Source organism: Euzebya rosea (assembly GCF_003073135.1).
In the GTDB taxonomy this organism is placed as follows: domain Bacteria; phylum Actinomycetota; class Nitriliruptoria; order Euzebyales; family Euzebyaceae; genus Euzebya; species Euzebya rosea.
This window is the reverse complement of sequence record NZ_PGDQ01000001.1, coordinates 296,948-321,496: the sequence shown is the minus strand read 5'-3', so window position 1 is coordinate 321,496 and position 24,549 is coordinate 296,948. Positions and strand designations below refer to the sequence as shown.

Below are 24,549 nucleotides of genomic sequence, written 5' to 3'. Positions count from 1 at the left end.
CCGGTCAGAAGGGGAGGGCGTCCGTGGCCGTGTCAGCCCGCTCGTCGTCCCAGCGCTGCCTCTCCGGGCAGGTGGGGGCCAGCCCGCACCAGCGGCAGGCCGGCCCGGCCGACAGGTTGACGGCCTCGGGGCGGTCGGTCAGCCGCAGGGCGGTGTTGAGCCGGTCGGCCAGCCCGCGCGCCGCGGCCTCGAGCACGTCGTCGGTGACGTCCTCGTGCTCGAAGGCCCCTTCGTCGATGTAGATCGTGGCCACCCGGAAGGGCGCCTGCCCGTACTTCAGCGTCGCCAGGAGGGCGTAGATCCGCATGTCGGCGCGGTCCTTCCCCGACCGCGACCCGGTCTTCAGGTCGGCCAGCAACATCCGCCGTTCGTGGGGGTGCGGCCGGCCGAGCACCAGGTCCGGCTTTCCCTTCACCGTGACCGCCCCCGCCCCGAAGCGGGCGGCGATGGTGGGTTCCCAGACCATCGACCACGATCGTGGGAGGGGAGGGAACACGGCGCGGAACTCCTCGACGGCGGTGACCGCGTCGGCCTTCATCCGCTCCGACTCCAGCGCCGTGAGGTCGCTCGTGAACGCCAGCGCCGAGTCCCCGGAGTGGCGGAACTGCTCCCACGAGTCGTCCATCAGGTCGACCACCGTGTGCTGCCGACCGGTCTGGTGGTCCAGCTCGATCGACCCGTGGACCAGCTGGCCACGCACCGTCGCCGCGGACCACTCGAACGGGGTCGCCAGCATGTCCAGGTACCGACCGTCACAGCCCAGCGCGTCCAGCTTGGTCTTGCCGAGCACGATGCGCGGGGCGTCGGCGTCGCGTCCCTCGACCGCGCCGGCGATGCGGCTCTCGACCATGGCCCGGATGCGGCCGGCGCGGTCGGGATCGAACGGCGGTCGAGGCGTTCCGACCGCCATGAGGCCCTCGACCATGCGGCGCTGCGCGGGGGCCAGCTGGTCGAGGTCGAGGCCGCCGACCACCGCTCCCCCTGCAGCCCCTCCCCCGTCGGTCATCGCCAGTCCTTGCGCTCGACCTCGGTCCGGGTCGCCTCGAGCTCGTCGTCGAGGGCCCGCCACGCCTCCAGCCGGTCCGCCCGGACCGTCCCGTCCTCGACCGCACCGGTGACCCCACATCCGGGTTCGCGACGGTGGCTGCAGTCGGAGAACCGGCAGGCCTCCGCCGCCTCGGCGATCTCGGGGAAGACGGCCTCGAGGTCGGCCCATCCCGGCCACAGGCCCACGGCACGCACGCCCGGCGTGTCCAGCAGGGCCCCGCCTGTCGGCAGCGGCAACAACGTTCGGCGGGTCGTGGTGTGGCGTCCCTTGCTGTCGCCCTCCCGCACCATGCCGACGGCGGTGGCCTCGTGGCCGAGGACGGCGTTGACCAGCGAGGACTTGCCGGCCCCTGACTCACCCAGCAGCACCAGGGTGTGCCCACCGTCGGTCATCGCGTCGAGCTCGTCGATGCCGACGCCGTCGTTCGCCCCGGTGACCAGCACCTCCTGCCCGATCGCGACCTCCTTCAGCTGCCGGGCCACGTCGCCGTCGGGGTCCAGGTCGGCCTTGCTGAGGACGACGACCACCCGTGCCTCGCTGCCGTGGGCCACGGCGAGCTGGCGTTCCAGCCGGCGGGGGTTGATGGGCCGGTCGGCGCCCTGCACGACGGCGACGACGTCGGCGTTGGCGGCCAGCACCTGTGGGGCGGCGCGGTCGGCCGGGTCGCGACGGACCACGGCGGAGCGCCGATCGAGCACACAGGTGATGACGGGTTCGTCGATGTCGGCGACGTCGGTGAGGACCACCCAGTCCCCCGTCGCCGGTGCCCGCATCGGGTCCCGCTGCCGGGCCCTGGTGACCGCGAACAGCCGCCCGTCGCTGGTGAAGACGTCGAAGCCGACCCGGTGGGTGCGAGCGATCCGCCCGACCCGCGGGTCGTCGCCCATGCCGACGTCGGCGTCGTCGTGCAGGGCGGCCCAGCGCTGGTCCCAGCCCAGCCCCTCCAACCCCACGTGCTCCTCGCCGGCGGCCTCGGTGGCGCCCCGGTCGCTCATCCGTCCTCGGGGCGTCGCGGGTTGCGCCGGACGTCCAGCACCTCGACGTCGATCACGTCGGGCGGGTCGGCGCCAGCACCCCTGCCGGTCCCCGACGAGCCACGCGGCGGCGGGGTGGACGGCGGCGGCTCGGCGTCGCTGGTCCGTCGGCCACGACGTCCGTTGCGCCGCCGTTCGCCGCGTCCGCCGCTGGCGTCCACCGGACCCCGGTTGCCCAGCAGGAACATCGAACCGAGCGGACCCGAGGCGATCGCGAACCGGGTGACGAGCAGCCGGTTGAGCAACGACCGCGTCGGGCCCAGCACGCAGGCCAGGCCGACGATGTCGGTGACGAATCCCGGGGTCAGCAGCAGCGCCCCGCCGAACAGGATGAGGGCGCCGTCGACGACCTCCGACGCCGGCGCCTTGGCCTCGCGCAGCGCCTCACCGAACCGCCGCCACGCCCGGGTGCCCTCCTGCTTGACCAGCATCGCGCCGAGGATCGAGTCGGCGACGAGGATGACGATGGTGTAGGGCCAGCCGAGCAGCTCCTGGACCTGCCCGATGACCGTCACCTCGACGAGCGGGATGACGACGAAGCAGAGGACGAGGAGGAGCGCCACGGGTCAGGACGCCTGCTGTTCGGCGTCGGCGTCGGCGTCCTCGTCCTTGCCGCTGCCCTTGCCGCTGGACCTGCCGCCCTTGGAGGACTCCACCGACGCCTTGAGGGCGGCCATGAGGTCCAGCACGGAGGCGGGTTCGTCCTCCTCCACGACGGCGATCTCCTCGCCCTCGACCTTGGCCTTGACGGCCTCCATCACGCGGGAGCGGTAGGTGTCGACGTACTCCTCGGGCGAGAAGCTGCCGGAGTAGTTCTCGATCAGCGTCAGCGCCATGTCGACCTCGGCCTGGCGCGGTTCGGGGATCTCGTCGATCCCGACGTCGGACAGCGAGAACTCCCGGATCTCGTCGGGCCAGTGCATGGTGTTGAGCACGAGGACCGGCTCGTCGTCGCCGGCCTCCTCGCCCTCGGTGCCGGTGCCGGGCCGTTCGACCAAGCGCAGCACGGCCATGTGCTCCTTGTCGCGCATCGTGACGCGGCACAGGGCCACCTTCCCCGACTCCTTCATGGCCGAGGACAGCAGGGCGTAGGCCTTCGCGCCGGTCTCCTCGGGGCCGAGGTAGTAGGGCTTGTCGAAGTAGATCGGGTCGATCTCCTCCAGCGGGACGAACGACTCGATGTCGATGACCCGGCTGGACTTGGGGCGGAGCGAGGCGATCTCGTCGGGTTCGAAGACCACGAAGCGGTCCTTCTCGTACTCGAAGCCCTTGACGATGTCGTCGTAGCCGACCTCGGTGTCGTCGGCCTTGGCCACCCGCTTGTAGCCGATCCGCGAGTTGTCACCCCGGCGCAGCTGGTTGAACGACGGGGACTTGTTCTCCGTCGCGGTGTACAGCCCGACCGGGATGGTGACCAGGCCGAAGGACAACGTGCCTTTCCACAGGGTTCTCGGCATGGGTCCACTATCGCGGCTGATCGAGGGCCGCGCCATGCTCTGCCCACAACGGTCTCGGCCGGTTCGCTGAGGCGCCACCGAAGACAATTCGGCCCGCGTGCAGGAGTCGACGGGGTAGGTGTCGAACGGAGGGCCACCCGGGGGATGTGTGCATCTCTCGTCACGACACCTTCTGCAAGGAGCATCACGACATGAAGCGCTTCCCGGCCCTGCTGATGGCCATCCTCGCCATCGGCGCCCTCGCCCTCCCCGCGGGCGCGGCACCCGAACCCGCCCACACCTACGACCTGGACGACGGCGCCAACAACTCGGCCTCCTTCACGAGCGACCCGCAGGTCGGCACCAACGTCGCGTTCTTCCTCGACGGCACCGCCACCGAGTACGCCTGCGAGGGCACCCCCGAGGCCCAGTGCGAGCGGACCTTCCTCGCCATCCGCGGCCTGACCGACGCCGAGATCGCCGCCGACCCGAACGCGAGGGACTCCGTCGGCGTGGGCGTGACGATCGGTGAGTACTCCGTGCCGGTCGCCGACTTCGACCTGATCCTCTACGCCGCCGACGAGAACGGCAACATCCTCTCCGAGCTGGGCCGCTCGGGCAACAACCCCGGTGAGGCCGAGCGCGTCGACAGCAGCGTCACGGCCACCGCCACCAGCCCGGTGAAGTACGTGGTCGCCGAGGTCGTCGTGTTCGCCTCCCCCGGCAGCACCTACGACATGGACATCTACGTCAGCTAGCCAGCGGTAGACAGACAGGAGCAGTCCGGCGACGGCCCGACCACCTCGGTCGGGCCGTCGTCGTGTCCGGACCCAGCGGACCGTTGTTGCGATGATGGCCGGGTGGTCACCACCATCGACTTCCCCCAGCCCCTGCCGGTCACCCAGACCGGGAAGACGTCGTGGCGGCTGGACGTCGACGGCGTCAGCCAGAAGGTCACCAACCTCACCAAGCCGTACTGGGGCCCGGAGGGCTACACCAAGGGCGACCTGCTGGCGTACTACTTCAACGCCGCTCCATGGATCCTGCCGTTCCTCGCCGACCGGGCGCTGACGCTCAAGCGGATGCCAGACGGCGCCGACGGCGACTTCTTCTACGCCAAGAACGCGCCCGACCACGTCCCGGACTGGATGCCGCGGGCACCCGTCGTCAGCGACGGTGACGGGCAGGGCGGCGCCGGCAAGGTCATCGAGTACCTGATGGCCCAGGACACCGTCAGCCTCGTGTACGTCGCCAACCTCGGCTGCATCGAGATGCACCCGTGGCACTCCCGCGTCGACATGCTCGGCTACCCCGACTACGCCTTCTTCGACCTCGATCCGATGGAGGTCGGCTTCGACGTCGTCAAGGAGGTCGCACAGCTGATCCGTGTCGTGCTGGACCAGCTCGGCCTGACCGGCTATCCGCGGACGTCGGGGGCGACCGGCATCCACGTCTACGTCCCGATCGACCGGGTCCACACCTTCGCGGAGGTCCGGGAGCTGATCACCCGCCTGTGCCGGCTGGTCAACCGGGCCGACCCCGATCGGACGACGATGGAGTGGCAGATCAGCGACCGGACGGGGAAGGTCTTCCTCGACGCCGGCATGAACACCGAGGGGCGCAACATCGCCGCGGCCTACTCCGTGCGTCCCCACCGCGGCGCACCGGTGTCCATGCCGCTGCGCTGGGAGGAGCTCGCGACCGACGTCGCCCCGCAGGACTTCACCATGGCCAACGTCTGGCCGCGCCTGCACGAGGTCGGCGACGAGTTCACCGCGGTCCTCGCCGGCGGGCAGACGTTGTGGTCGGCCATGGAGGCCGTCGGCATCGACGTCGACAGGCAGCGCCGCGGTCCCTCCCACTCCATCCGCGCAACCGACCCCGTTGACAACGGCACGATCGGGGCGGAACCCACCCATGGCGGGTCGAGGCCCCGATCGCGCCCGCACCCACCCGGCCCGGTCGACGCCGACCGACCCGCCGTCGAGCCGCCCGCGGCCGATCATCCCGACCCGGGCGAGCTGGCGACGTACACCTCCATGCGCGACTTCGCCGTCACGAACGAACCCGCCGGTGAGGAGCCCCGGCCGGGCGACGACTCGCGGTTCGTCATCCAGCACCACCTGGCCACCCGCCTGCACCACGACCTGCGGCTGGAACGGGGCGGCACGCTGCGCAGCTGGGCGCTGCCGAAGGGCCTGCCGCTGGTCCCCGAGCTCCCCCACCTCGCGATGCAGACCGAGGACCACCCGCTGGAGTACCTGACCTTCCACGGCGACATCCCCGAGGGCGAGTACGGCGGCGGACCGATGCGGATCTGGGACACCGGCACCTACGAGACCGTGGAGTGGGAGGACGGCAAGGTCACGTTCCGGCTGACCGGCCACCGCCACCACGGCGAGTGGCACCTCTTCCGCGTGGGACGGGGCGAGAAGGGCAAGCGGGAGTGGCTGGTCACCCGCGCGAAGTCCGACCTGATCGAGCTGCCCGATCCACCACCCGTCATCGCCCCCTGCCTGGCCACCGGCGGGGGCGCCCCCTTCGACGACGACGACTGGGTGTTCGAGGTCAAGTGGGACGGCGTCCGGGCCATCGCGACCGTGCAGCGGCCCGGGGCCGGTACGAAGGACAGCAACGATGGGGTGACCCGGCTGGTCAGCCGCAACGGCAACGACATCTCCCCCGCCTACCCGGAGCTGGCTGGGTTGTGGGAGCGGGTGCTGGCGTTCAACGCGGTCCTCGACGGCGAGGTCGTGGCCCTCGGGCCGGACGGTCGGCCGTCCTTCGGCCTGCTGCAGCAGCGCATGCACCTGCGCGGCCGGGACCGGGTCGACCGGGCCCGTCGGGCCACGCCGGTGCACTACATGGTGTTCGACCTGCTGGCCCTCGACGGGCAGTCGCTGGTCGCGATGCCGCTGGAGGATCGCCTCGACTTGCTCGACGAGGTCCTGGTCCCCAGCCGGACGATCGTGCGCAGCGACGTGATCCCCGGCCGGGGGACGGCGCTGTACGCCGCCGCTGAGGCCCAGGGGCTGGAGGGGGTCGTCGCCAAGCGGCGGTCGTCGCGCTACCTGCCCGGTCGTCGATCACCGGACTGGCTGAAGGTCAAGGTCCGCCGCACCGCCGAGGTGGTGGTCGTCGGCTGGGTGCCCTCCTCCACCGGTGCCGGCGACCTGGGCAGCCTGGTCGTCGCTGCCCACGACGACGACGGCCTGCGCTACATGGGGCGGGTCGGGACCGGGTTCGACGGGGCCGAACGGGCCCGTCTCGAGGACCTGCTCGACCAGCGGTCACGGGCCGACAGCCCGCTCGTCGACGACGGCGGCGATGCCGAGACCCGCTGGACCGATCCCGTCCACGTGGCGGAGGTCGAGTACGCCGAGGTCACCGGCGAAGGACGCCTGCGCGCACCGTCCTACCGTCGGCTGGTCGACGACGCCGACCCGGCCGCCGTCACCCGGGCCGCCATCCGCTGACCACGACAGCGACGGCATGCCCAGCCAGCGCGCCCGAGTCCCCGTCAGTCCGGGACGTAGGGACTCAGCCGGCGACCGAGGGCGTCCAGCGTCGCCCGGACCGCCGCCACCTGGAGGTCGTGGCGCACGCGGCAGACCCCGAGCAGCTCCTCCGGGCCGTCCGGGCCGGCATCGATCAGCTCGACCCCGACCAGCACGACCTCGGGACCGTCGCCCTGCTCCTGCAGGTGCTGCACGAACGCGATCTCGACGTGGACCGAACCGGGGAGGAACTGCGCGACCGCGACGCAGGTCGCCCGACAGGCCGCGACCAACAAGCCATCGTCGTCGTCGACCTCGGCGACCGCGTCGGCGATCCAGCCGTCGAGGTCGAGGGTCACCTCGATGCTGCGGCCGTCGGGGGCCGGTCGGACGACGCTGATGACGGGACGAAAGACCGGGCCGTTCAGCACGGGGCGCTCACCACCGGAGGATCCTGAAGGTCTCGGCGAGGCCCACGGCCACCTCGGCCCCGGCACGGGCGGCCATGTCGCGCAGCCACGGTTCCGGGTCTCTCTCGCCGACCTGGGACACGTGGCAGCGCAGGGCCGCGATCTTGGTGTCGAACGTCTCGGTCACGTCGACCCGGTCGGGACCGGCGCCGAACCCCATCAGCCACAGCTCGCTGATGTCCCACGGCTCCAGCCCCTCCTCCAGCAGCGTGGGGTCCCACAGCCTGGTGGACGCCGCGGGGTTGATGCAGTGCATGACGAGGTCGCCGACGGCCCGGTGGTCGGGATGGTTGATGCTGCCGCGGGGTGTGATCCGCATCTCGGGGTCGAGCGTCAGCACGATCTGCGGGCGGTGCCGTCGGATGGCCGCCGCCACGATGCGTCGCGCCTCCAGTGAGGGCTCCAGCCACCCGTCCAGGTAGCCGCCCCACTCCAGGTCCGTCACGCCCAGCAGCGTGCAGGCCGCCGTCTGCTCGAGGTGACGGTTGGCGGCCAGCAGCTTGCGGGTCATCTCCGGGTCCTGGGAGCCGCTGGCCCCGTCGGTCATGACGAGGTAGCGCACGTCGACGCCGGCCTCGGTCCAGAGGGCAACGGTCCCGGCCGCCCCGAACTCCGCGTCGTCGGGGTGGGCGATCACGACCAGCGCCCGCTCGACGCCGTCCAATCCCGTCGTGGGGTCCCAGCGGCGCGGGGTGCTACTCCCCACAGCCCTGCCCGGCCAATACGGACTGCACGAGGTCGTCGTCGGCCAGCCCGTCGAGGAATCCGAAGAAGCGGCCGCCGGAGTCCTCCAGGGCGTAGGTGGGACCGAACTCGTCGTCGAAGAACTCCACCTCGCTGCCGAACTGCACCTCGAGGTCGAACACGGTGCTGGACCCGGGGACGATCGGCTGGCCGGGGGCATCCCCGAGCACGGCGTAGGGGGTGATGGTGGAGGGCAGCTCGGCGAAGGCCGTCCAGGCGGCGACGTGGGCGTATCCCGAGGCGTAGGGCGACTCGTCGAGGATGGTCAACGACAGACCGGGGTAGTCCACGATCCGGTAGGCCGTACCCGCAGCGGGGCATCCCGCGTCGATCGGGGTGGGACCGGTGTCGCCGACCGGCGCGCCGATCGCGGCCTCGAGCGCCGGGCCGATCTCCTCGTAGGTCGATCCGAACGCGTAGTAGTCGGACCCGATGACGAAGCCGCTCGACAGCAGCTCGGCGGTGCCGAAGTCGTCATCGACCGGTTCCTCGACGGGTGCCTCGGTGGTCGGCGCGGGAGCGGGTTCGTCGGTCTCGGGGTCGCCGAACTGCGCGGCCCACCCGACCGCCAGCAGGTTGGCCGCGGCCGAGCACGCCTCGTCGTCGCCGAGGCCGCAGAGGTCCTCGATCTCCATGAGCTGGTCGTTGGTCAGCTGGGGGCCCACGAACGCACACCAGTCACGGGCGCCCTGTGCGCAGTACCCCAGCGCCTCGCCGATCTCCTCCGACACCCCGGCGAGGAACGGGTCGACGGGGGCGTCCTGTGCGGGAGGTTCGGGCGCCTCGGGCACGGTCGCCTCGGCTGTGGGGTCGGCTTCCTCGATCGTGGGGACGTCGACCGTGGCCACGTCCGACGGCGTGTCGTCGCCGTCGCTTCCGCATGCCGCCAACAGCACCAGCAGGACGAGGAGGCTGGCGAGGACACGTGTGGGCACTGGGGTTCCGTTCACTACGGTGGGTATTGACGGCCGCGGTGAGCATAGGAGGGTTAGCCTGTCGGCACCGCATGCCTGTACCTCTCGAAGCCCCCGAACGCGAACGCGTCTCCAGCACCGAAACCGTCAACGAACGGGATCGGCTGTGGAACGTCATCGTGTGGAACGACCCCGTGACCCTGATGGACTACGTGGTCTTCGTGCTGCGCAAGCTGTTCGGCTACGACAAGGCCACGGCAACGCGGTTGATGATGCAGGTCCACGAGGAGGGCCGCGCCGTCGTGTCCAGCGGTCCGCGCGAACAGGCCGAGATGGACGTCCACCGACTGCATGCCCACGGCCTGCAGGCCACCCTCTCCCAGGACTGACCGTGCGCTTCCCACGACTGGTTCGCCATGCCGACGGCGGGGTCCGCGTGACCCTGCCGACCGCCGAGCGCGCGCTCCTGGCCGACATGGTGCGGACCATCCGCGAGGTCATCGCCGGGGTCGACGCCGACACGCCGCACGACGAGGTCGTCGGCCGGCTGTTCCCCCGGGCCTACGAGGACCCGCTGGAGCAGATGGAGTACGCCGACACGGCGATCGACCTGCTCGCAGAGGCCAAGCGGACGATGCTGGACACCTTCGAGGAGTCGTTGCGGGCCGGGACGGTGCGCCGTGACGTCTGGCGCATCGACCTCACCGAGGAGCAGACCGCCGCGTGGCTGGCGGTGCTGCAGGACGGCCGGCTGGTCCTGGCGCAGATCGTCGGCATCCGCACCGAGGAGGACTGGGATCGGCTGATCGAGACCGACGACGAGGCGGCGCTGATCCTGGCCTACCTCGGCGAGCTGCTCGGCATGCTGGTCATGCTGCTCGACGGAGCCCTGCCGGACGAGGAATGACGCGTCGGTCCGGGGAGGAACCCGGGCCGTCCGCGTCGAAAGAACAGAACACCATCACTTCCTGTCGGTGGTCGAGCGCCTGCGCCTCCTGCGGGCCCGAGCCGAGGAGCCGATCCCGTGCGTGCTGCATCCCTGTCCCGTTCTGCCCGTCCTGCGGCGGTCGCCATGATCGCCGTCGCGGCGGTGCTGGCGCTGCTCGCGCCGACCCCGTCCGCCGCGGAGCAGCCCTTCGAGGCCGAGAGCTACGCCCATTCGGTGACCTCGCTGGCCGCCGACGGCATCACCATCGACATCCAGGTCTACAAGCCGGCCCTGGCGCAGGGACAGCAGGTCCCGGTGCTGCTGCACTCCCACGGCTGGGGTGGCTCCAAGACCAGCAGCGCCGGCGCCTACGCCGCCGAGCAGGCTGCCGGCTACGGCGTGGTGTCGATCACCCAACGCGGCCACGGTGCCTCGGGCGGCCTGCGCAACGTCGAGGACCCCGAGTTCGAGGGCATGGACATGATCGCGGTCGTGGACTACATCGCGACGCTGGACTGGGTCGCCAAGGAACCGCTGGAGCAGGACTCCCCGTGGGCGGACCGCGGCGGTGACCCGGTGCTGGGTGCCTGGGGCGGGTCCTACGGCGGCGGCTACCAGTACGTGCTGGCCCTCACGGAGATGCAGCAGTTCGGCGCGACCCGCCTGGACGCCATGGCTCCCGACATCACCTGGCACGACCTGAACACGGCGCTGGCCCCCAACGACGTGCCCCGCTCGGCGTGGCTGACCCTGCTGTACTCCACCGGCGCCAGCAAGGTCGAGCGCTACATCAGCGAGGGCTTCGCCTACGGCGTGGCCACCGGCCAGTACGCCGACGGCACCGTGCCCGGCCTGCACGACCTGAAGGCCGAGTTCGCAACCCACGGGCCGGCTGGCTACGTCGACGCGGCGGGCGAGCGGATCCAGCTCGACATCCCGATGCTCATCACCCAGGGCTTCAGCGACAACCTGTTCATCTTCAACGAGGCGTGGGACAACTTCACCCAGACGCTGACCGACGACGCCCGCGAGCGGTCGATGCTGGTCGGCCACAACGGCGGCCACGCCCTGCCCAACGTCTATCCGGTCGGCTACTCCGGCAGCGGCGACAAGTGCGGCGGCCTGTCAACCGACACCCGCATGCAGTTCTTCGGCGCGGCCTTCACGGGCGGCGACACCCGAGTCCTCGGCAACGGTGAGCCGTTCCACTACACCACCGCCTCCAGCGAGTGCCTGCACCTGACCGAGGCCGACATCGACTTCGAGGCCACCTACCAGCCGCAGGAGATCGACCCGACCGGGACCCTGGGCCCGGCGATCGGCAGCCACACCATGGCCGGCGCGCCGATCTCGCTGGCGCTGGCTGAGGGCCCGCTGACCATCGCGGGCGTGCCCGCGCTGTCCGCCGAGCTCTACGGCCTCGGCTACGACCAGCGGCTGTTCTTCACCCTCTCCAAGGGCACCAGCCCCACCAACGCCCAGACGATCCAGAACAACGTCATGCCCTACCGCATGGCCGGCCCGGTGCCCTCGGCGGGTGACGCGATCACCATGCGCCTGCCCGGGATCGCCGAGACCATCGACGAGGGCGAGACGCTGTACCTGACCGTCAGCCCGACGAGCGACATGTTCTTCGGACACGGCTCCCGCACCCCCGGCTTCGTCGGCATGACCGACGTCGCCGTCACCATCCCGACGGTCGTCGCGGACTAGGACCGGCACGATCACACGGCCCCGGACGACCCATCGTCCGGGGCCGTTTCGTTCGACTGCACAACAATTCTTGGTCCCGGCACCCTCACTCGACAGTTACTGACCGGTAACATGGTTGACGTCATGGATCGCCGAGCCCGACTGAGCGCCCCCCAACGCCGCGAGCAGCTGCTGGCGGTGGCCGGGGACAAGTTCGCCACCCACGGATTCCACACCCTGTCGATGGAGTCGATCGCCGAGGCCGCCGGGGTGTCCAAGCCGGTGCTGTACCAGCACTTCCCCTCCAAGCGGGCCCTCTACATCGCGCTCGTCGACGAGGCGACGGAGGAGCTGCAGCGCCGGGTCACCAGCGCGCTGGAGGGCACGACCGACAACCGTGCACGTGTGCGGGGGGCCATCAGCGCTTTCTTCGAGTTCGTGGAGGACCAGCGCTTCCGGCTGCTGTTCCTCACCGCGGACTTCGCCGACGAGGAGATCGCCCAGCGCGTCGACGCGGCGAAGCAGGGGGTGGCCGAGGCGGTCGCCAAGCTCATCGCCGCCGACGCCGGGTTGTCCCAGGGCGGCGCCGAGCTGCTGGCCACGGGCGTCCGCGGCCTCGCGATCGCGGGGGCGACGTGGTGGGTCGACCATCCCGACATCCCCGCCGACGATGCCGTCGACCTGCTGGCCCGCCTGCTGTGGCGCGGCCTCGGCGGGTTCGAGCGCACCGACTGACGCTGGCCGACCCGGCCTGTTCAGCCCGCCGGCTCGGGCTCGGTTGCGTCGGGCTCGCTGGCCTCCGGCTCGGTGGGGTCGACGGTCCCGGGCTCGGTGGTTCCAGCCTGCGGTAGCAGAAGCTCGGGGCTCGGAGACACCGTGGTCGCACGCAGGCGGTCCTGTCGACCTGCCGCGCGCCATGCCATCGGTGCGAGCACGGCCGCCACGAGACCGGCCGCCAGCAGCACCCGCTGGATGCCGAGGGTCGCGGCCAGCACGGGCGCGACGACGATCGGCAGCAGGCTGGCGCCGGACGTCACGGTGCCGATGAGGCCCGTCACCCGACCGACGTGTGTGGGGCCGGCGGCCCGCTGGGCGAGCGTCCGGGTGAGCGGCAACGCGATGCCGAGGGGGATCGACCAGGTGATGGCACCGACGAGCACCACCCGCAGGTCGCCCGTCGCGACGTACAGCACCGATCCCAGGCCCGAGGCCATGACGATCAGGACCCCGTTGCGGAAGGTGGTGAACAGTCCGGCCCGTCGTTCCAGCCACATCGAGCCCGCGAACAGGCCGATCCCGAAGATGGCGTTGACGTAGCCGAGGGTCTCCACCGGGGCGCCGACGACGTCGCGGAAGAAGAGGGGTTCGAGCGCGATGAACATGCCGAACGCCAGGCTCGGCAGGGCGGCGAGGAACAGCACCAGCCGGATGGCAGGGTTGGTGGCCGCCAGGCGCAGGCCGTCCAGCACGTCAGCGAACGGTCCCGGCCGGGCGTCGGCCACCGGGTCGAGGGGACCGCTGGTGGCGAGGGTGCCCTCCGGGGCGTGCGCGGCGCCACGATCGGGCAGCTGGACCCGCAGGACGAGGAGGAGCGCGACGACGCTGGTGACGGCGTCGAAGACGAAGATGCCGGAGAAGCCGACGATGGGGAACATGAGGCCGCCCAGCGCCGGCCCGGCCACGAGCGCCAGCCAGTTGGCCGACTCCAGCCGGGCGTTGGCGGAGTCCAGCCCGGCGTCGTCGACCAGCGCGGGCGGCAGCGAGGTGATCGCGGTCTCCAGCACCGCACCGGTCAGCCACACGACGGTCCCGAGGGCCAGCAGGCGCGGCAGGTCGCTGGCCAGGATCAGGGAGAGGGTGGCCGGCACGAAGACCACCTGGGCACCGATGACCACCCGGCGGGCGTCGAACCGGTCGACCAGCGTTCCGCCCGCGACGGATCCCACCATGGCCGCGATGCCGATGATCGCCGACATGATCGCGAGGTCCGTGGGGGTGCCGTCGAACTCGTAGGCGGCCTTGCCCCACAGGCCGATGAAGAACGCCGCCTCGGCCCCCGTGCTCGACACGAAGCGCGCCAGGACGGTCAGGTGGACCGACCTCGACGACTGACCCCACGGCGACTCCTTCACAGCCGACAGATCCTAGCGGTTCGTCACGTCGGTGGCAGTGTCGCACCGGCTGCCCGCACCACCAACACGAGATCCGTGGCCACATCCGGACGGGGCCTTCGACGACAACACCCGAACGGGGCTTCCCACTACAACTGTGGAAACGGGTGCACGGGTGCTCCCCTCGCCACAATCGTGTCCGGAAGCCAACCCCACGAGGTTGGTCGTGGGCCACGATTGGAGGGACGGGTGCACCGGTGCACCCCCGGCCACGATCGTCGCCGAACGCCAATCGTCGCCGAACGACCGATCCGGGTGAAGGTGCGGTGGACGGCCAGCCCGGACCTGCTGGGTAGGCTCGTCGGGCGATGGACGCCTCTCCGATCGTCACCGCCGTCGTGTTGCTCGGCGCCGCCCTCCTCGTGCTGGCCGGCGCGCTGAAGGTGCCGGTGCCCGACGCCGCGATGGCCACGCTGCACCGCCTGCACCTGCCCTCGGGGCGCGCGGCCGCCCGGGCCCTCGGCCTCGGCGAGATCGCCGTCGGCGTGGGCGTGGTGATCGCCGGCGGTCGGATCGCCCCGGCGGTGCTGGCCGTCGTCTACGCGATCCTGCTCGGTGTCGCGTGGTGGCAGCGGGCCGCCCAGGTCGACTGTGGGTGCTTCGGCACGACCGCGACCGTGGTGACCCGCACCCACATGGCGACCAACGCCGTCCTGGGCATGGCCGCCGCCGCAGGTGCGTTCGTCGGCACCGTCCCCCTGGCCGACCTCGCTGCCGACGCCGGGATCGCGGGCGCCGTCGCCGGGGCCGTGCTGCTGGTCACCGGGGTCGGGCTGCTGCGCGTCCTCCTCGTCCGTGCCGCCGACACGACCGTCGCCGGGGGCGCCTCCCCCGCCGTCCTGCGCCGCGGGAGTCCCGCGTGAGCGTCGTGGTCGCACTGCTGGCCATCGTCGTCGCCCTGCTGGCCGTGCTCGTCGCCGGGTTGCTGCGCACCAACGCCGAGGTCCTGCGTGCCCTCGACCGCCTCGGCGCCGACCTCGAGGACGAGGACTCCGGCACCCGTCGACGCGACCCGCAGCCGGGACCCAGCGCGCGGACGGGCCGGGCGGGTGCCGACCTGTCCGGCGGCACCCTCGACGGGGGCGCCCGGGTCGTGCGAACCGTCGACGTCGAGCACGACACCCTGCTGCTGTTCCTCTCCAGCGGCTGCCTGACCTGCCGCACGTTCTGGGATGCGATGCGCGAGGCCGGCGGACTCGGGTTGCCCAGCCGCATCCGCGTCGTCGCCGTCACCAAGGACCTGGACGAGGAGAGCCCGTCGGCGCTGGCCGAGCTGGTCCCCCGCCACGGCGCGTCGGTCGTGATGTCCTCCGCCGCCTGGGCGGACTACGCCGTCCCCGGCTCGCCCTACGCCGTGCTGGTGGAGGGACGGTCCGGCCGGGTCGTGGGTGAGGGCACGGGCACGACCTGGGACCAGGTCGCCAACCTCATGGCGCAGGCCACCGGCGACCTGGCCTGGGTGGGCGACGACACGCCGCGTACCCGCAAGGCCAGCCGGGACATGGCGGTGGAGCGCGACACCGACGCCGAGCTGCTGCGCGCCGGCATCACCCCCGGCGACCCACGCCTGTACCCAACCGACGCCCACGAGGCCGACGAGCCACACGGCGAGGACCCTGTCTGACCACCCTGTGTTTGGCCACCCCCATCCGCCGGGAACCCCATGGGCATGGCCAAGAACCACGGACCCAGCATCAAGGACGACGAGCAGTACGAGAAGCTGCGCGACCACGGGATGAGCAAGTCCAAGGCCGCAGCGATCGCCAACACCGAGGACGCCTCGAAGAAGGGCGGTTCGTCGCCCTCCTACGAGGAGTGGACCAAGGACGACCTGTACGAGCGCGCCCAGGAGCTCGACATCGACGGGCGGTCCGACATGACCAAGGACGAGCTGATCGAGGCGCTGCGGTCGACCTGACGCACCGGCGTTCGACGCGACCCGTCCGACCCGCCCCGCACGATCCCACCCCGCCCGATCCCGCCCCGTTCGACCCGACACCGTTCGTTCCCCCCATCCAAGGACGCCTGATGAACCCCTCCACCATGCCCCCGCTCGGCCTCGGCACCTGGGAGCTGACCGGCGACACGTGTGTTGATGCGGTCGCCGCCGGCATCGAGATGGGCTACCGCCACATCGACACCGCCCAGATGTACGGCAACGAGTCCGACGTCGGCGACGGCATCGCCCGCGCCGACATCGACCGTGACCAGCTGTGGGTGACCACCAAGCTGGACAACCACAACCACGCCCCCGACAAGGTGATCGCCTCCACGGAGGACTCCCTCCGTCGGCTCGGCCTGGACCGACTCGACCTGCTGCTGATCCACTGGCCGGTCGAGCTCGACGACCTCGAGGAGACCCTCGAGGCCATGCAGGAGCTGGCCGACCGCGACCTCGTCGCCAACCTGGGGGTCAGCAACTTCACCAGCGAACAGCTGCGCCGCGCCGGCGAGGCGGCCCGGGTGGTCGTCGACCAGGTCGAGTACCACGCGCTCCTGGACCAGTCGACGTTGCTGGAGACGACCCGCGACATGGGCATCACCCTGACCGCCTACTCCCCCCTCGCACGCGGCACGCTGTTGACCCACCCGGTCGTCACCAACATCGCCGGTGCCCGCAGCACCGGTCCCGCCCAGATCGCCCTGCGCTGGCTGCTGGACCAGGACGGCGTCGCCGTGATCCCCAAGGCCTCGAGCCCCGAGCACCTCCGAAGCAACCTCGAGGCCCTGGACATGGAGCCGCTGTCGACCAACGACCGTGCGGCCCTCGACGACCTGCCCAAGGACCAGCGGGTGATCGACCCGCCGTTCGCGCCCGACTGGGACTGACGCAGCCCACAGCAACCACGCCGGCGGGGCCTACCCTCGTCGGCGTGGTTGTTCTCGTCCTCGGCACGGTGCTGGCGCTGCTGGCGGCCGTCCGCACCCAGTGGTCCCCCTGAGGGGAGTCCATGCTGTCCAGCATCTCCCCGGTCGGGGAGGCATCCCGCCAGCAGCGATGGTCGGTGACCGTCGCCGCCTACGTCGTCGGGTCCGCGAGCGCGGGCGCGATGACCGGAGCCCTGCTGGGTCTGCTCGGATCCACCGGCTGGACGCTGGCCGGCCGACTTCCCTCCGCCACCGCACAGCTCGTGGGCATCGGATCCCTGGCCACCATCGGCCTGGTCCTGGACGCCACATCCGGCGTTCCGTCGATCCACCGGCAGGTCGACGACCGCTGGCTGACCACCTACCGCGGCTGGGTGTACGGCATCGGGTTCGGCGCCCAGCTCGGCACCGGCGTGGCCACGATCGTGCCGGCCAGCATCGTCTGGGTGACGTGGGCAACGGCCGCGCTGTCGGGCAGCGTCCGGACCGGTGGACTGATCGGCCTCGTGTTCGGGGTCGCCCGGGCCCTGCCGCTGGTCGCCGCCGGGCGGATCCGCACCGTCGCTGCCCTGCGCCGCACCCTCGCTGGGGTTGACGCTGCCCGCGAGAGGGCATCACTCGTGACCCGCCTCGGCCAGATGGGCGTGGCCCTTGCCGCGTTCGTGGTGGTCGTGCGGTGAGACTCCGTCATCCCGCGCGCCGTCCCGTGACGCGCACTCCTCGCCCGCCGCCGCCGGCGAACGCCCACCGAAGGGAGCTGCACCACCGCCATGCACCTTGATGCACACGGCTTCCGAGTCGCGCTGCCGGACAAGTGGGAGGGGGCGGTCCAGCGCGGTCGGATCGACGAGCGCGTGGCGGCTCGCGCCCGAGAGGCCGGACGACCGGTGCACACCCCGCCGGTCCTGCACCTGACCAGCGCGTCGTTGCCGGAGGTGCGCGGCGACTTCGGCAGCGGTGCCGTCGACCTGCTCGGGGACGACGACGTGTTCATCGCCCTCATCGAGTACGGACCGGAGAACCTCGGGACGGCGCTGTTCGACACCGGCCGGATGCCTCGGCGACTGTCGGTCGCCGACTTCGCACCCAACGGGCTGCAGCGCGCCATCGCCGGGCAGTCCGGCACCCAGGTCTTCTGCACCGAAGCCGGGCGGGCGCTGTGCCTGTACGTCGTGCTCGGCGGCCACTGGCAGGCCCGACGCCTGCTGCCCCGCGTCAACGACGCCCTGTCCCGCATCGACGTGGCCCCCGCCGAGGTGACCCCCTCGTGACTCTCCTCCTCCCCACCGACGACTCCGACCGGACCACCCCGCTCAGCCAGCGCCTCGCGACGTCCGCAAGCCGTCTGCTCGACCGCCGTCGTCCGGGCCGGCGGTCGTTCCTGCGGCGCGCGGCCCTGGTCGCGACGGCCCTGACGGTCAACCCGATCGACTTCGTGCTGAAGCCCCAGAGCGCGTGGGCCAGCGTCTGTGGCCCGGCCAACGAGTGCAGCCAGGGCTGGACGGCCATGTGCTGCACCATCAACGCCGGCGCCAACACGTGCCCCGAGGGGTCCTACGCGGCCGGTTGGTGGAAGGTGTCGTCCTCGGCGTTCTGCCGCGGCGAGGACCGCTACGTCGTGGACTGCAACCGGACCCCCGGCGAGACCTGTACCTGCCGCTGCGCGGAGGGCGAGTGCGACCGCCGCCGCGTGTGCTGCAACAACTTTCGCTACGGCCAGTGCAACCAGCAGGTGCCCGGCACCACCGAGGTGGTGTGCCGCATCGTCATCTGCACCCCGCCCTGGGAGTGGGACGAGTCCTGCACCACGACGGTCCGCACCGACGAGCGCACCCGCGAGCACAACGCGACGTGCCTGAACCCGCCCAACCCGACCGAGATCGCCGTCGTGTACCAGGACATCGGCCTGGTCGGATCCGTCGTCGGCGCCCCCGTCGCCGAGGAGGTCGAGGGACCCAGGGGAGGTCGCTGGCGTGCCTACGAGCACGGCGTGATCACCACCGTCGAGGCCTACGGGCTGATCGTCGCCGCGGGGCCGGCCGCCACCGCCTACCGCGACCGCGGCGGACCGGACAGCACGCTCGGCTGGATCGTCGAGGCCCCCGTCGACATCGACGGCGGCCAGCGGATGCGGACCGAGGCCGGGACGCTGTACGCCCCGTCGACCGGCACCGCCCACGTGCTGTCGGGCACCCTCGAGGCGGCCTACCAGCAGCGTGGCGGGCCGGCCGGATGGCTGGGCTTCCCCGCCACCGACGTCGTCGACGCCCCCGGTGGACGCCGACGAGTGTTTTTCGCCGCCGGCTGGTCACTGGCCCACGACCCGTCCACCGACGAGGTGCGGCTGGTGCCCTCCGACGTCGAGCTTCCCGACGCCCCCGATGAGTGGTACACGACCGCAGCCGTCGAGCGGATCGAGGGGCCCGACCGGGTCGCCACCGCCGTCGCGGTGTCGGCAGCCAGCCACCCCGACGGCGCCGACACGGTGGTCCTGGCGACCGCCGGGGCGTTCGCCGACGCGTTGGCGGGTGGCGTGCTTGCCGGCGTGCGTGGGGGCCCGGTGCTGCTCGTGGCGACCGAGGACCTGTCGTCTGCGACCGCTGACGAGCTGGTTCGCCTCGCCCCGTCGACGGTGATCGTGGCCGGTGGCGCCGAGGCCGTGGCCGACGCGGTGCTGGACGCCGTCCGCGACCGCCTGCCCGACGCCGACGTGCGACGCGTCGCCGGGGACGGTCGGTTCGCCACCGCGGTCGCGTTGGCCGAGGAGCAGGTGCGGACCGATGAGGGGGAAGAGGCGTCGGTCGACGTCGTGTACGTCGCGAGCGGCCGGACGTTCCCCGACGCGCTCGCGGTGACCCCCGTCGCCGGCACGGCCGAGGCGCCGCTGCTGTTGACGGAGCCGACCGAGCTGCCCGACGTGACCGGCGACGCCCTGCGCCGATGGATGCCGACCGAGGTCGTCGTCGCCGGCGGCGAGTCGGCCGTGTCCGACGACGTCGTCCGTGCGATCCGCCGTGCGGTGCCGCTGGCGACCGTCCGCCGCATCGCCGGCGACGGCCGCTTCGACACCGCCGTCGAGGCGGCACGCGAGCTGCCTCGGGACCTCGACCGGGCGCTCGTCGCAACCGGTGACCGCTTCGCCGATGCCCTGTCGGCCGGCGCGGCCGCGACCGCGGATCCGTCGTGGCTGCTGCTGACCTCGACCGACGCCCTGCCGACGGCGACCCGCCATGCGATCGCCGAGCTGGGACCTGCCTCGCTGGTCGTGGTGGGCGGCACCGCTGCGGTGTCGGCGCTGGTCGTGGAGCAGCTGGCCGCGTCCCCGAACGAACCCCACGAGGTGCGTGAGGACCCGGCCGCCGCCGACACCGCGGGGTCCCCGTCCGGGGACGAGGCCCCGGAGCCGGCACCACCCCCCACCCTGCCGGGCATCAGCGGGCGGGGAAACGGCCCTCGCTGACGACGCGGCCGACCGCCTCGGCCAGCCGCGCACAGAAGGCTGGGGTCAGGCCGTCCTCGGCGTGCCCGAACCCGACGGGCTCGTGCCAGACGACGACGTGGCCACCAGCCGCCTCGGCCAGCTCGTCGGCGTGTCCCGGCGCGAAGTAGGCGTCGTCCGCGCCGTGCACGATCAACAGCGGCACGTCGGTGTCGGCCACCAGGTCGACCGGGTCGCCGTACGGCGGGATCCGGTCGGGCGGCACCATGCGGAACCCCGCGATCGACTGCCAGACACGACGCTTCAGCGGTGATCGCCACAGGCTGTCGAGGGTGACCATGCCGGGCAGGGAGAGGTCCCAGTGACGGGCGCTGGAGGACACCAGCACCGCGGCGTCGACGTCCAGCCCCTTGGCCAGCGCGTGGGCGGTCGCGGTCCCACCCAGCGACAGGCCGACCACGACGACCCGCTGGTGGCCCCTTCCCTTGAGTGTGTCGACCGCGGCGTGCACGTCGCGCCACTCGTCGGCGCCGAGGGTGGACCGGCCCGACGACCCGCCGTGGCCGCGCAGGTCGATGGCCAGGACGTGGTTGGTGGCGGCCAGGTGGTCGGCGAGGAACGCGTAGGCAGGCTTGCGTCGGTGGGCCGCGAAGCCGTGCACGACCACGATGGCGGTGTCCTCGCGCCGCGGACCGGGCAGCCAGGTGCCGGCCAGGCGGACGCCGTCGTCGGTGGTCAGGGCGACGGTGCGGTGCGGGGCACGGTGCCCGCCGGTCCAGCCACGGACCTCCGCGATGCGGTGCCACGCCCGGCGGTCCTCACGGCGCTTGGCTGCCAGGACGGCCTGACGGTCGACGTCGCGCCGGCGGTCCGGGGGGCTGGTCATCGTTCGGCTGCCTCCCGCAGCAACGCCGCCCGCCGGCGAGGGTCGCCATCACGATGCAGGTCACCACCGATCAGCAGGCACAGGTCGTCGCCGTAGGCCTCGCGCAGCTGCGGCACCCGCTCGACGCTGACCCCGCCACCCGCGGCCGGCAGGATCGGCGGCAGCGCACCGGACGGGCGCAGGCATGCCTCGACCGTCGCCCGCGCGTCGGCCTCGTCGATGGGGAACCGGCCGCCGGGGACGATGAACACCGAGCAGTCGGCACCGGCAAGCCGTGGCAGCAGGCCGTGCACCAGCGCCGGGGCAACGCGATCCGACAGCCCCCCGAACCCGCCGGGATGGGCGATGACGGGCAGGCCAGCGGTGGCGGCGGCCTCGATGGCGGGATACCCGCTGATCCCCGGCTGCACCATGACGGCGCCGGCGCCGGCGTCACGGGCGGCGGCAGCCCGGCGGGGCAGGTCCATCACGGGGCCGTTGAGGCTGGGGGCGTAGACCGCCCGGGTGCCGTGGCGGTCGTTGGCGTCGTGGATCGCCTGCGCGATCGGGCCGATGCGGTCATCGAAGGGCGCCCACGGCTGATCGGCCAGCGACTGGTCCTCCTTCACCACGTCCAGCCCGCCCGCGGCCAGCTCGTGGGCCATCGCGGCCAGCCGGTCGGCAGGCAGGCCGAGCGGCTTGACGGCGCTCATCAGCAGCGGCCGGGTCGGGGCGTCGGCGAGGGCGCGGAACGCCGCCAGCCCCGCAGGCCGGTCGATCGGGACCGGCGGGGGCCATCCGGCCGGGGGGTCCAGCGCCACCAGGTCCACGCCACGACCGAGGGACACGTTGCCCCACACGACGCTCAGCAGCTGGGTCATCGAGCCGGCAACGACCTCGTCGGCGACGGAGACCACGACGCGGTGTCGACCGCCGTCGGGCTCGACGGACTCCACCCGGCCGACGACGTGCGTGCCGATACCGTCGTCGGGGTCGATCAGGTCCAGCGGGAACTCCACCGTCATCTCCCCCGCCATCCAGCGGGCCACGTCGGCGACGTCGCCCAGGGCGGGATCGACGAGGTAGGTGGCGGTGAAGCGGTCGCCCGAGGCGGCGACATCGGTGTGGGCCAGCATCGTCGCCGGAGCGTAGCGGGCAGGAAACCGCCCGACCGGTGTCGAACCCTGCCGGCAGACCCCTCGACCAGAAGGCTCCGCCCGCATGCCCCGCCCCACCCTCCGCTCCGCCCTCGCCGCCCTCACCATGGGTGCCGTCGCCCTCGCCCCCACCGTGGGGCTCGGCGCCGGTCCGTCGATGCCGTCGGCCACCGACGCCCAGATCGAGCGTGCCGCGGCCGCTGGCCTGTCCCTCGACGGCGCCGACCCGACCCGGGTCTTCCCCGACCCCATCATCAACGGTGACTTCCTGCAGTACACCGACGGCACGCTCGGCGGCCTGGCCATGTCGTACCTGACCGGGCTGGACGAGCTGGAGAACCGCTACTCCGTCACCCGTGAGGACGGCGCCGGCGCGTTCGTCCACGCCGACATCTGCACCTACGTGTGCGACCTGCTGGAGGCCGGCGAGATCAGCGTGCTCGACGCCCGCGGCGCGATCGTCGACGACGAGGGGGTACGAAAGATCCTCTCCGCAGGTGGTCGCGAGATGCCGGTCGTGACGGTGACCGCCCCCGACAGCAGCGAGCACCCGGTCGAGGAGCGCCTCGACCTGTACTTCTCCATGTCCATCCACGGCGCCGAGCGTGCGGGTGCCGAGGGGGGCGTGCGCTACATCGAGGACCTGCTGATCGCCTTCGAGGCCGAGCAGCTGGGCACCGAACCGGTCACCGGTCCCAAGGTGCTGACCGCCGGCGACCCGGCCAACCCCGACTACGCCGAGTACAGCGTCACCGAGGTCCTGCAGTCCGCTCGCCTGCACTTCATCGCCCCCAACCCCGACGGGTGGGCCGACGGGGACCGCAACGACGGGCGGGGCCTGTACCACCGCGGCAACGACAACGGCCGCGACCTCAACCGCCAGTTCCCCACACAGGGGTGGCACAACGCCGGCGGGCAGCAGTACAACACCGGCAACGAGAACGAGACCAAGGCGCTGCAGGCCTTCATCGAGGACTACCTGGGTACCCCGCAGGGCGCCGCGGACCTGCACGGCGAGTTCGCCGACAACGTCCTGCTGGCGATCATGTTCCCGGCCGGGCAGTTCGACCCGCTCGCGCTGCAGGGCCAGTACCGCCTGGCCGAGGCCATCAAGTACAACGTCAACACCTCCGTCCACCCCGGCGCTGCGGGCCTGCTCGCGACGATCGGCATGGGCGAGGTGCAGCCCGCGGAGTACCACACCGCCTACGACGCGATCGGGTACGACGACTCCGGCTTCCAGGGCGACTACCTGGTGCAGCAGGGGATCCTGGAGATGGACCACGAGTACATCCTGTCCAACCTCGTGCCGTCCTCGGTCTTCGTCCCCGAGCTCGAACAGGTGCACGTCGACACCACGCGCGCGCTGCTGGACGCCACCATCGCCCTGACCCTCAAGGCCTACGGCGTCGGCGTGGATGTGCCGGCCGAGCGGGCCGACCGTCGCACCCCGGGCCTGGACTACACCGTCGACATGGGCGGGGCCCGCATCGGCTACGTGTACGACGCCGAGACGATCACCGACGAGGACGTGGAGAACGAACCGCCCTTCGGGCTGCCGCAGGCCGACTACGCCTCCACCAACATGACGTACTTCGAGGACGTCCAGACCGTCATGGCCGACGTGACGATGGAGCCCATCGAGGACGTGACCAGCACCGACCTGTCAGCCTTCGACCGGATCGTCGTGGCCGACGACTCGCTGCGGATCGACGACGTCGACGGCTGGGCGGCGCTGGAGGCATGGACCCGTGCGGGCGGCGACCTGGTGCTGACCGACTCGGCGCTGCAGGCGCTGGAGGTCATCGGTGCCGTGCCGGCCGACAGCGTCGAGCGGGTCACCCAGTACGCCGGTGAGATCTCCGAGGTCGACCGCGACCACCCGCTCCTGGACGGCGTCGGCGGCATCATCCGCCAGACCTACTTCGAGGTGCCGCTGGGCTACCGGATGAACACCGCCCCGGCCTGGTACGTCGACGCCGACGCGTGGACCGGTGACGTCGCGGCCACGATCGGCGCGACCACCGCCAGCATGGACCTGCTCGTGACCTCGACCTACGGCAACGCCACCGACGACGTCGTGCTGGCCGGCGGCGAACCCACCCTCGGGTCGATGGCCCTGGACGACGGGCGGGTCACCATCTTCGGCGCGATCCTGCCCGACGCCGGCAACGTGGGCCCGAACACCCACGGCCTGGCCGACTACGCCGTCACCTACGCCGGCAACGGCATCCTGATGAACATCCTCAAGGGGCTGTGAGGCCCTCCCATCGCCGATACCAGACT

General features: G+C 72.0%; 24 protein-coding genes. 14 read left to right on the top strand and 10 right to left on the bottom strand.

Going from position 1 to position 24,549, the window contains the following annotated elements:
* Positions 1-4 precede the first annotated feature (4 nt).
* Genes CUC05_RS01360 through ku form a run of 4 tightly spaced genes read right to left on the bottom strand, consistent with a single transcriptional unit; the run spans position 5 to position 3,539 of the window.
* The gene (locus CUC05_RS01360; RefSeq protein ID WP_157965077.1) at positions 5-1,006 is read right to left on the bottom strand and encodes a PD-(D/E)XK nuclease family protein; all 1,002 of its coding nucleotides are present in this window, start codon (positions 1,004-1,006) and stop codon (positions 5-7) included.
* Positions 1,003-2,043: a ribosome small subunit-dependent GTPase A gene (rsgA, locus tag CUC05_RS01355; RefSeq protein WP_108664269.1), complete on the bottom strand. Its 1,041-nt coding sequence runs from the start codon at positions 2,041-2,043 to the stop codon at positions 1,003-1,005. The genes CUC05_RS01360 and rsgA overlap by 4 nt, the downstream gene beginning before the upstream one ends.
* Complete coding sequence (locus CUC05_RS01350) at positions 2,040-2,645, bottom strand: FxsA family protein (protein WP_108664268.1); 606 nt, start codon at positions 2,643-2,645, stop codon at positions 2,040-2,042. The genes rsgA and CUC05_RS01350 overlap by 4 nt, the downstream gene beginning before the upstream one ends.
* Before the next feature lie 3 nt (positions 2,646-2,648).
* Positions 2,649-3,539, bottom strand: coding sequence for a non-homologous end joining protein Ku (gene ku, locus CUC05_RS01345; protein ID WP_157965076.1), 891 nt, complete (start codon positions 3,537-3,539; stop codon positions 2,649-2,651).
* A gap of 191 nt (positions 3,540-3,730) precedes the next feature.
* Between ku and CUC05_RS01340 the strand changes: the two genes are divergently transcribed.
* Together CUC05_RS01340 and ligD are read left to right on the top strand one after the other, a co-directional pair.
* Positions 3,731-4,276, top strand: coding sequence for a hypothetical protein (locus CUC05_RS01340; RefSeq protein ID WP_108664266.1), 546 nt, complete (start codon positions 3,731-3,733; stop codon positions 4,274-4,276).
* A gap of 102 nt (positions 4,277-4,378) precedes the next feature.
* Positions 4,379-6,994, top strand: a complete 2,616-nt coding sequence (gene ligD, locus CUC05_RS01335; RefSeq protein ID WP_108664265.1) for a non-homologous end-joining DNA ligase — start codon at positions 4,379-4,381, stop codon at positions 6,992-6,994.
* 44 nt (positions 6,995-7,038) lie between these two features.
* On the opposite strand, the gene CUC05_RS01330 is transcribed toward ligD, so the two are convergent.
* From CUC05_RS01330 to CUC05_RS25235, 3 genes are read right to left on the bottom strand one after another with little or no spacing between them, the layout of a single operon-like run.
* Positions 7,039-7,446 carry a hypothetical protein gene (locus CUC05_RS01330; RefSeq protein WP_108664264.1) on the bottom strand — a complete coding sequence of 136 codons (408 nt, stop codon included), beginning with the start codon at positions 7,444-7,446 and terminating at the stop codon, positions 7,039-7,041.
* A 7-nt stretch (positions 7,447-7,453) separates the two neighbouring features.
* The gene (locus CUC05_RS01325; RefSeq protein WP_205712074.1) at positions 7,454-8,149 is read right to left on the bottom strand and encodes a PIG-L deacetylase family protein; all 696 of its coding nucleotides are present in this window, start codon (positions 8,147-8,149) and stop codon (positions 7,454-7,456) included.
* A gap of 31 nt (positions 8,150-8,180) precedes the next feature.
* Positions 8,181-9,164, bottom strand: a complete 984-nt coding sequence (locus CUC05_RS25235) for a hypothetical protein (protein WP_205712073.1) — start codon at positions 9,162-9,164, stop codon at positions 8,181-8,183.
* A 71-nt stretch (positions 9,165-9,235) separates the two neighbouring features.
* Here CUC05_RS25235 and clpS point away from each other — a divergent pair, with 71 nt between their 5' ends.
* The 4 genes from clpS (at position 9,236) to CUC05_RS01305 (ending at position 12,498) form a co-directional block, all read left to right on the top strand.
* Complete coding sequence (gene clpS, locus CUC05_RS01320; protein ID WP_108664263.1) at positions 9,236-9,532, top strand: ATP-dependent Clp protease adapter ClpS; 297 nt, start codon at positions 9,236-9,238, stop codon at positions 9,530-9,532.
* 2 nt (positions 9,533-9,534) lie between these two features.
* Complete coding sequence (locus tag CUC05_RS01315; RefSeq protein ID WP_157965075.1) at positions 9,535-10,050, top strand: DUF2017 family protein; 516 nt, start codon at positions 9,535-9,537, stop codon at positions 10,048-10,050.
* A gap of 117 nt (positions 10,051-10,167) precedes the next feature.
* On the top strand, positions 10,168-11,784 hold the full coding sequence (locus CUC05_RS01310; protein ID WP_157965074.1) for a CocE/NonD family hydrolase: 1,617 nt from the start codon (positions 10,168-10,170) through the stop codon (positions 11,782-11,784).
* Positions 11,785-11,907: 123 nt separating this feature from the next.
* The gene (locus CUC05_RS01305; protein WP_157965073.1) at positions 11,908-12,498 is read left to right on the top strand and encodes a TetR/AcrR family transcriptional regulator; all 591 of its coding nucleotides are present in this window, start codon (positions 11,908-11,910) and stop codon (positions 12,496-12,498) included.
* Between the two features lie 20 nt (positions 12,499-12,518).
* On the opposite strand, the gene CUC05_RS01300 is transcribed toward CUC05_RS01305, so the two are convergent.
* Positions 12,519-13,895, bottom strand: coding sequence for an MFS transporter (locus CUC05_RS01300; protein ID WP_157965072.1), 1,377 nt, complete (start codon positions 13,893-13,895; stop codon positions 12,519-12,521).
* Positions 13,896-14,242: 347 nt separating this feature from the next.
* Here CUC05_RS01300 and CUC05_RS01295 point away from each other — a divergent pair, with 347 nt between their 5' ends.
* The 7 genes from CUC05_RS01295 (at position 14,243) to CUC05_RS01265 (ending at position 20,262) form a co-directional block, all read left to right on the top strand.
* A complete protein-coding gene (locus CUC05_RS01295; RefSeq protein ID WP_108664258.1) occupies positions 14,243-14,797 on the top strand; it encodes a MauE/DoxX family redox-associated membrane protein in 555 nt (184 codons plus the stop codon).
* The gene (locus tag CUC05_RS01290; protein WP_108664257.1) at positions 14,794-15,558 is read left to right on the top strand and encodes a hypothetical protein; all 765 of its coding nucleotides are present in this window, start codon (positions 14,794-14,796) and stop codon (positions 15,556-15,558) included. Before CUC05_RS01295 ends, CUC05_RS01290 begins: the two co-directional genes overlap by 4 nt.
* A gap of 45 nt (positions 15,559-15,603) precedes the next feature.
* Positions 15,604-15,852: a DUF7218 family protein gene (locus tag CUC05_RS01285; RefSeq protein WP_108664348.1), complete on the top strand. Its 249-nt coding sequence runs from the start codon at positions 15,604-15,606 to the stop codon at positions 15,850-15,852.
* A gap of 110 nt (positions 15,853-15,962) precedes the next feature.
* Complete coding sequence (locus CUC05_RS01280) at positions 15,963-16,763, top strand: aldo/keto reductase (RefSeq protein ID WP_108664256.1); 801 nt, start codon at positions 15,963-15,965, stop codon at positions 16,761-16,763.
* A 122-nt stretch (positions 16,764-16,885) separates the two neighbouring features.
* Complete coding sequence (locus CUC05_RS01275; RefSeq protein WP_108664255.1) at positions 16,886-17,482, top strand: hypothetical protein; 597 nt, start codon at positions 16,886-16,888, stop codon at positions 17,480-17,482.
* 90 nt (positions 17,483-17,572) lie between these two features.
* Positions 17,573-18,073 carry a hypothetical protein gene (locus tag CUC05_RS01270; protein ID WP_108664254.1) on the top strand — a complete coding sequence of 167 codons (501 nt, stop codon included), beginning with the start codon at positions 17,573-17,575 and terminating at the stop codon, positions 18,071-18,073.
* Positions 18,070-20,262: a cell wall-binding repeat-containing protein gene (locus CUC05_RS01265; protein ID WP_108664253.1), complete on the top strand. Its 2,193-nt coding sequence runs from the start codon at positions 18,070-18,072 to the stop codon at positions 20,260-20,262. Before CUC05_RS01270 ends, CUC05_RS01265 begins: the two co-directional genes overlap by 4 nt.
* Here CUC05_RS01265 and CUC05_RS01260 read toward each other — a convergent pair.
* Together CUC05_RS01260 and CUC05_RS24215 are read right to left on the bottom strand one after the other, a co-directional pair.
* Positions 20,234-21,127: an alpha/beta hydrolase gene (locus tag CUC05_RS01260; protein WP_108664252.1), complete on the bottom strand. Its 894-nt coding sequence runs from the start codon at positions 21,125-21,127 to the stop codon at positions 20,234-20,236. The genes CUC05_RS01265 and CUC05_RS01260 overlap by 29 nt on opposite strands.
* A complete protein-coding gene (locus tag CUC05_RS24215) occupies positions 21,124-22,242 on the bottom strand; it encodes a RuBisCO large subunit C-terminal-like domain-containing protein (RefSeq protein WP_205712071.1) in 1,119 nt (372 codons plus the stop codon). The genes CUC05_RS01260 and CUC05_RS24215 overlap by 4 nt, the downstream gene beginning before the upstream one ends.
* 85 nt (positions 22,243-22,327) lie before the next feature.
* Here CUC05_RS24215 and CUC05_RS01250 point away from each other — a divergent pair, with 85 nt between their 5' ends.
* Entirely contained in the window at positions 22,328-24,523 is a 2,196-nt protein-coding gene (locus CUC05_RS01250) for a M14 family zinc carboxypeptidase (RefSeq protein WP_108664250.1), read from the top strand.
* Positions 24,524-24,549 lie beyond the last annotated feature (26 nt).

What these genes read in the sequence shown, in the direction of transcription:
- CUC05_RS01360 (WP_157965077.1), bottom strand. Translation starts at nt 1,006, where the DNA reads ATGACCGACGGGGGAGGGGCTGCAGGGGGAGCGGTGGTCGGCGGCCTC.
- rsgA (WP_108664269.1), bottom strand. Translation starts at nt 2,043, where the DNA reads ATGAGCGACCGGGGCGCCACCGAGGCCGCCGGCGAGGAGCACGTGGGG.
- ku (WP_157965076.1), bottom strand. Translation starts at nt 3,539, where the DNA reads ATGCCGAGAACCCTGTGGAAAGGCACGTTGTCCTTCGGCCTGGTCACC.
- CUC05_RS01340 (WP_108664266.1), top strand. Translation starts at nt 3,731, where the DNA reads ATGAAGCGCTTCCCGGCCCTGCTGATGGCCATCCTCGCCATCGGCGCC.
- clpS (WP_108664263.1), top strand. Translation starts at nt 9,236, where the DNA reads ATGCCTGTACCTCTCGAAGCCCCCGAACGCGAACGCGTCTCCAGCACC.
- CUC05_RS01305 (WP_157965073.1), top strand. Translation starts at nt 11,908, where the DNA reads ATGGATCGCCGAGCCCGACTGAGCGCCCCCCAACGCCGCGAGCAGCTG.
- CUC05_RS01295 (WP_108664258.1), top strand. Translation starts at nt 14,243, where the DNA reads ATGGACGCCTCTCCGATCGTCACCGCCGTCGTGTTGCTCGGCGCCGCC.
- CUC05_RS01285 (WP_108664348.1), top strand. Translation starts at nt 15,604, where the DNA reads ATGGCCAAGAACCACGGACCCAGCATCAAGGACGACGAGCAGTACGAG.
- CUC05_RS01280 (WP_108664256.1), top strand. Translation starts at nt 15,963, where the DNA reads ATGAACCCCTCCACCATGCCCCCGCTCGGCCTCGGCACCTGGGAGCTG.
- CUC05_RS01275 (WP_108664255.1), top strand. Translation starts at nt 16,886, where the DNA reads ATGCTGTCCAGCATCTCCCCGGTCGGGGAGGCATCCCGCCAGCAGCGA.
- CUC05_RS01270 (WP_108664254.1), top strand. Translation starts at nt 17,573, where the DNA reads ATGCACCTTGATGCACACGGCTTCCGAGTCGCGCTGCCGGACAAGTGG.
- CUC05_RS01260 (WP_108664252.1), bottom strand. Translation starts at nt 21,127, where the DNA reads ATGACCAGCCCCCCGGACCGCCGGCGCGACGTCGACCGTCAGGCCGTC.
- CUC05_RS24215 (WP_205712071.1), bottom strand. Translation starts at nt 22,242, where the DNA reads ATGCTGGCCCACACCGATGTCGCCGCCTCGGGCGACCGCTTCACCGCC.
- CUC05_RS01250 (WP_108664250.1), top strand. Translation starts at nt 22,328, where the DNA reads ATGCCCCGCCCCACCCTCCGCTCCGCCCTCGCCGCCCTCACCATGGGT.